This window comes from uncultured Chitinophaga sp. (assembly GCF_937874145.1).
Classification (GTDB): Bacteria; Bacteroidota; Bacteroidia; order Chitinophagales; family Chitinophagaceae; genus Chitinophaga.
In genome coordinates this window covers 1-6475 of the sequence record NZ_CALNBI010000347.1, presented here as the reverse complement: position 1 = coordinate 6475, position 6475 = coordinate 1, and the positions used below count along the sequence as shown (strand labels likewise).

The following is a 6475-nucleotide window of genomic DNA, read 5'->3' as shown; positions in this document are numbered from 1 at the left end:
GGGGTGCGCGGGTCATGCTTTCGACGCCGCCGGCGATGTAGACGTCTCCTTCCCCTACCATTACGGCCCTGGCGGCGTCCATGATGGCCTGGAGGCCGGAGGCGCAGAGGCGGTTGACGGTATTTCCGGCCACGGATACGGGCATGCCGGCGAGTAGGACGGCCATGCGGGCAACGTCCCGGTTGTCTTCCCCGGCCTGGTTGGTGGCGCCGGCGATGACGTCTTCCACGGCGGAAGGGTCGAGGGAGGGGTTGCGGGTGAGGAGGGACCGCAGCATGAGGGCCAGCAGGTCGTCGGGGCGGATGGAGCTCAGGGCGCCGCCATAGCGGCCGATGGGGCTTCTTACCGCATCAACTATGTAAGCAGTTTGCATACGCGAAATGGTTAGGAATTGCGAATGTAGGGCTTCCAGTCGGGATAACCAGCCACACAAACGAATCTACAATTCGGCAATCCGAAAATCGGATGTACCTTTGCAGGATGATGAGGAAGCAAAATATCCGGCACCTGACACTCCCCCAGTTGCGGGAGGTGTTCGGAGAGATGGGGGAAAAGCCGTTCAGGGCTCAGCAAGTGTATGAGTGGATCTGGGCCAAACAGGCGCCCGGCTTCGACGCCATGACCAACCTGAGCAAAAACCTCCGGACAGCCCTGGAGGAGCGGTTCGACTTCCCTGCCGTTAGCGTGGATGCTACCCAGCAGAGTACAGACGGTACGATCAAGAGCCGTTTCCGGCTGCACGACGGTTACCTGGTGGAAGGGGTCCTCATCCCCACGTCCTCCCGGCAAACCGCCTGCGTATCGTCCCAGGTAGGCTGCAGCCTCAGCTGCAAATTCTGCGCTACCGGGTTCATGGACCGGAAACGCAACCTCGAATTCGACGAAATCTTCGATGAAGTGGCCCTCATCAACCGGCAATCCCTGGAATCAGCCGGTAAAAAGCTCACCAACATCGTTTACATGGGCATGGGCGAGCCACTGCTCAATTATAAAAATGTGCTGAAGTCGATCGAAATGATCACCTCGCCCGACGGACTGGCCATGAGCCCCAAGCGGATCACCGTATCCACCGCCGGCGTAGCTAAGCAGATCAGGCAGCTGGGAGATGATAAAGTGCGCTTCAACCTCGCCCTTTCCCTCCACGCCGCCAACGATGAGAAACGCAGCGAGATCATGCCGATCAACGATTCCAACAACCTCAAAAACCTCGTGGAAGCCCTCAACTACTTCTACAAGGCTACCGAAAACGAAATCAGTTTCGAGTACATCCTGTTCAAGGACTTCAACGATTCCATCAAGGATGCCGACGAACTGATCAAAATTTACCGGCAGGTTCCGGTAGACCTGGTGAATATCATCGAATACAACCCGATCGATAATGCCCGGTTCCAGAAGCCCTCGGAAGAAAAAACCGCGGCTTTCATGGAATACCTCGGCAAACACCGCGTCAATGCCCGCCTGCGCAGAAGCCGCGGCAAGGATATCGACGCCGCCTGCGGACAGCTCGCGAACAAAGCATAAAACATACTGCAGGAATGCAGCAAACAATCATACAACATGAAACAAAGCAGACCGCCCCGCAAAGGCTTCACACCGTTCAAGGAAAATAAAAGCGGCAAACCGTCCCGCCCCGGCGACGATAAACCCGCCGGCAAATCTTTCCGCGACAGGGACAGCAAAGAAGGCAAACCCTTCGGCGATAAACCCAAAAGAACTTTCGGTGGCGACAAAGAAGGCAAACCCTTCGGCGACAAGCCCCGCAGATCATTCAGCGGCGACAAGGAAGGCAAGCCCTTCGGCGATAAACCCCGCAGATCTTTCAGCGGCGACAAAGAAGGCAAGCCCTTCGGCGACAAACCCAAAAGATCCTTCGGTGATAAGGAAGGCAAACCCTTCCGCGACAAGAAAGAAGGCAAACCCTTCGACAAGTCTTCCAAAGCAGAAGGCGACCGCGAATTCAAACCCAAAAAAGAACGTGAAGTAAAACCCGGCGACAAGCTGTTCCAGCATGCCTTCGCCGATGGTGCGCCCTTCAAGGAGCTCCGCTCCCGTAAAGGCAAACCGAAAGATCCCAAGGATATCGTGGAAGACAAGTCTTTCGGCGAGATCCAGGACGAGAAATCCTACAAAGAGCTCCGTGGCGACAAGCCCCGTCCGCGTAAAAGCGAGCGCAAGGCAGCGGTTCACGGTTCCAAATCCAACAAGCCCAAGAGCACCCGCAAGCGCATTGCCGTTGAAACCCCGGTAGAGATCGAGGGTGGCGAGATGCCGCTCAACAAGTTCATCGCGCATTGCGGCATTTGCAGCCGCCGCAAGGCAGTGGATTACATCAAGGAAGGCAAGGTGACCGTAAACGGCGAAGTAATCGTGGAACCGGCTTTCAAGGTAACCGGCAAGGAAAACGTTAAACTGAACGACAAGCGCATCCACCTGCAGAAAAACCTCGTGTATGTGCTGCTCAATAAGCCCAAAGGCTATATCACCACCACCGACGATCCCGAAGGCCGCCAGACCGTTATGGAGCTGGTGGAAGACGCGGCCGAAGAGCGCCTCTACCCTGTAGGCCGCCTCGACCGTAATACTTCCGGGCTTTTGCTGCTGACCAACGACGGCGAGCTGGCGCAGAAACTGGCGCATCCCAAGCATAATGTTAAGAAAATCTACCACGTTGAGCTCGACAAGCCGCTTACCAAAGCCGACTTCGACCGCATTCTCGGCGGCCTGGAACTGGAAGACGGGATGGCGTCGGTAGACAGCCTGGCCTGGGTAGACACGAAAGACAAAAAGCAGATCGGCATCGAGATCCACAGCGGCAAGAACCGCATCGTACGCCGGATATTCGAGCACCTCGAGTACCGTGTGGAAAAGCTGGACCGTGTGATGTACGCCGGCCTCACCAAAAAGAACCTCAACCGCGGCAAATGGCGCTTCCTCAGCGAGAAGGAAGTGATCCTCCTCAAACATTTTAAATAGTGGCTGCGCAACATGCGAATTGAATCTCTCATTATATTCGAGAACGATGAAATTGTGGCGGTCAGCAAGCCTTCCGGTTTGCTGACCATCCCCGACCGGCACGACAACGAGCTGGCTTCCCTGTCGGGGATGCTGAAAAAGAAATACGGGCATATCTACACCGTTCACCGTATCGACCGCGACACGAGCGGGCTGGTGATTTTCGCCAAAAACGAAGTGATGCATAAATACCTGTCCCAGCTGTTCGAATCGCGGGATGTGGAGAAGTATTACCTGGGCCTGGTGAACGGCGACCTGCCGTTACCCGAAGGCAGTGTGAATGCAGGCATCATGGAGCACCCGGTGCAGCGCGGCAAGATGGTGACCAATGCCAAGGGCCGTCCTTCCCTTACGGATTATGCCGTGGAAGAGGCTTTTGGGGTTTACAGCCTGGTGAGGTTCCGTATCCACACGGGCCGTACCCACCAGATTCGCGTGCATATGAAGCACCTGGGGCATCCTATTGCGGTGGACGAGTTGTATGGCACGGCTACGCCGGTGCTGCTGTCGGCCATCAAGAAGAAGTTCCGGCTGGGGAAATTTACGGAAGAAGAGCGCCCCCTCCTGCAAAGGCTCGCCCTGCACGCCTGGAAGCTGAAATTTACCGGGCCTGACGGGAAGGTCGTGGAGCTGGAAGCCCCGCTTCCGAAGGATATGCAGGCCGTTCTCCAGCAACTGCGGAAACATAAAAAGGCTTAAAGGCAACTTTAACAACGGTTTTTCCGTTTGCTATATATTAACACCCGGATGTCGCTACATTTGGGTGTTTTCGCGTAAATTACCTACAAACTGGTTTGCATATATGTTCAAGCTCCGGATCGCAGCTGCCGCATTCATTGGAATAGCGGCTTTCGCTGCCTGTAAAAAAAGCGGAAACCCCTCTCCCGGCGACACAAACCCGCCACCGACCACGCCCTCCGAGGGCACCCGGCTTCAACTTAGCCTGGATTCCCTTTATCTTTTCGCCAAACAAACTTATTTGTGGTATGACGCCATCCCGGCTTACGAAGCTTTCAATCCCCGGCAATACACCAAAAGCGATGAGTTTGCCAGCATGACGGATGCGATGTTCGAGATCACCCAGCTCAAGAACGACCCGGCTACGAACAAGCCTTACGAATACCTGACGCCTACCAGGGCCAAGTTTTCCTACGTGGAGAAAGGGAACCTGGCGCGGGGGATCAAGGCATCGGTAGACCTGGAGGGCGACGGGAACGATCTGGGGCTCATCCTTTCTATCGTTACTTTCGGCTCCAACCCTGCCACTTATTTATATGTGCGCAATGTCGAGAAAGGCTCCCCGGCCGACAAAGCCGGCATGACACGCGGCTGCCTCATCACCCAGGTAAACAATGGCAATCCGCCGGCCACCTCCGCTGCAGCCAACACCCTCATGAACAGCTCCACGGCCAATCTGACATTTACCCGGCCGGACAACAATACGCCTGTGACCGTCACCCTGACCAAAGCCGCTTACAAAAGCGACCCGGTCGTGATGTGGAAAACGTTCCCGGCGCAAAGCGGGAACAAGACCGGGTACCTGGTGCTGGGGCACTTCTCCCGGCAGACGGTCGCCAAACCTTCCCTGGATGCGGCTTTTGCCGAGTTTGCAGCAGCCGGTGTGAACGCCGTGGTAGTGGATCTGCGGTACAATGGCGGCGGATATGTGTCCACCGCGGAGTACCTCACCAACCTCATCGCCCCTTCGGGGATGCAGGCGAAGGTGATGTACAAGCAGGTGTACAACGAGCTGGTGCGTACGGGCAAGGCCACCATCCTCAAATCCCTCCCTTACCTGGACGCCAATTACCAGCAGGTGTACCAGGGTTCGAAGGCGCTGACTTACGCCGACCTCGACTTTTCTGAAAGCGGGAATACTTACTTTTTCAATAAACAGGGCCCGCTGACCACGGTGAAGAAGATCGTTTTCATCGTAACGGGCTCCACCGCATCAGCCAGCGAGCTGGTTATCAATTCGTTCAAGGCCTGGCCAGACAACGTGACGGTACGCACCGTAGGCGCCAAAACCTATGGTAAGCCGGTGGGCTTTTTCGCGATAGGGATCGATAAGTTTACTGTGTACATGGCCCAGTTCTCCAGCAAAAACGCCCTGAGCCAGGGCGATTACTACGCCGGCATGACGCCTGATATCGCCGCGCAGGACTATATCCCCCGCAACTTTGGCGATCCGGAAGAAAGCAGCCTTAAGGCGGCCCTGAACTGGATCAATACCGGGGCTACCTCCGCCAGGATGGCTGCGCCGGTGCTGATGGCCAACGGGAAAGTGGTCAATACGGAAGATATGCGGGTGCAGGAAGTCGGCGAAGAGCGCTTCAACGGCATGGTGGAAGACCGCCGGAAGGTAAAAGAACAATAAAGTCCAAAGGATTTTCGAGGAATAGGAAGAGGTTGCCTTACCGGCAGCCTCTTTTTTTATGGCGGACAGGGACATAAAAAAAACGGGGAAAAATCCCCGTTTCGTAAAATCAAAAACCAACCATTAAAAAAAAGAATCAGGAGTAAAACCCTGCAACTATTTGCGTTACAGGGTTCGTGCTCCAGTATTTTTGAACTTCCTTGCCGGAAGATAGTAGCTTTCGCAGATTGAGACGGAAGCGCCGTCCGCGGCAAAGATACGTTGTTTATTTATTCGGCTGCGGTGTTGTTCTCAGATAAGGCTTGATAATTTTGTGGCCTTTCGGGAATTTGCCCGGAATGTCTTCCGTTTTAACCGCTGCGGTCACGATCACGTCTTCGCCGTCTTTCCAGTCTGCAGGGGTGGCCACGCTGTAATTGGCGGTCAGCTGCAGGGAGTCGATCACGCGGAGCACTTCATGGAAGTTGCGGCCGGTGGAGGCGGGGTAAGTGATGGTCAGCTTCACTTTCTTGTCGGGCCCGATTACGAACAGGGAGCGAACGGTGAAAGTTTCGGATGCGTTGGGGTGGATCATACCGTAGAGGTTGGCCACCGTTTTGTCTTCGTCGGCGATGATCGGGAAGTCAACGTTGCAGTTTTGCGTTTCGTTGATGTCGTTGATCCAGCCTTTATGTTTATCGAGCGGGTCTACGCTGAGTGCGAGCACTTTTACGTTACGCTTCGTGAATTCGCCATTGAGGAGGGCAGTTTTACCGAGTTCGGTGGTGCAAACGGGGGTATAATCTGCGGGGTGGGAGAAGAGGATTCCCCAGCTGTCGCCGAGGTAATCGTAAAAATTAATTTCTCCAATGGTGGTCTTTGCCGTGAAATTGGGAGCTGCGTCCCCTAATCTTAAACTCATAACTATTTCCTGTTTAAGGAATTCAAAAATAGCATTTTCCTACAATTTTAATAGACTTTGCAGCTTTTTTTTTGCGGGTTAAGGAGATTTTAAGGAGCGGCGGTCCGGACCAGGCCTGGAGAAGGGGCCTGATCCGGACGTAAACCGGCAGGGAAAGGCCGGCGCCGCCCCAGGTAAAATGCACC

General features: G+C 55.0%; 6 protein-coding genes. 4 read left to right on the top strand and 2 right to left on the bottom strand.

Annotation, left to right across the window (positions count from 1 at the left end; all coding sequences use genetic code 11):
• Positions 1 to 373: beta-ketoacyl synthase N-terminal-like domain-containing protein (locus Q0510_RS17025; protein ID WP_298714512.1), on the bottom strand; the 373-nt coding region annotated here is incomplete at its 3' end.
• A gap of 107 nt (positions 374 to 480) precedes the next feature.
• On the opposite strand from Q0510_RS17025, the gene rlmN reads away from it, so the two are divergent.
• The 4 genes from rlmN to Q0510_RS17005 all read left to right on the top strand — a co-directional run bounded on the left by rlmN (position 481) and on the right by Q0510_RS17005 (position 5389).
• Positions 481 to 1521: a 23S rRNA (adenine(2503)-C(2))-methyltransferase RlmN gene (gene rlmN / locus Q0510_RS17020; protein WP_298714509.1), complete on the top strand. Its 1041-nt coding sequence runs from the start codon at positions 481 to 483 to the stop codon at positions 1519 to 1521.
• Positions 1522 to 1557: 36 nt separating this feature from the next.
• Positions 1558 to 2973, top strand: coding sequence for a pseudouridine synthase (locus tag Q0510_RS17015; RefSeq protein WP_298714507.1), 1416 nt, complete (start codon positions 1558 to 1560; stop codon positions 2971 to 2973).
• A gap of 12 nt (positions 2974 to 2985) precedes the next feature.
• Complete coding sequence (locus Q0510_RS17010) at positions 2986 to 3711, top strand: RluA family pseudouridine synthase (protein WP_298714504.1); 726 nt, start codon at positions 2986 to 2988, stop codon at positions 3709 to 3711.
• Positions 3712 to 3814: 103 nt separating this feature from the next.
• Positions 3815 to 5389, top strand: coding sequence for a S41 family peptidase (locus tag Q0510_RS17005; RefSeq protein ID WP_298714503.1), 1575 nt, complete (start codon positions 3815 to 3817; stop codon positions 5387 to 5389).
• Positions 5390 to 5654: 265 nt separating this feature from the next.
• On the opposite strand, the gene Q0510_RS17000 is transcribed toward Q0510_RS17005, so the two are convergent.
• On the bottom strand, positions 5655 to 6290 hold the full coding sequence (locus tag Q0510_RS17000; RefSeq protein WP_298714500.1) for a peroxiredoxin: 636 nt from the start codon (positions 6288 to 6290) through the stop codon (positions 5655 to 5657).
• Positions 6291 to 6475: the final 185 nt, after the last annotated feature.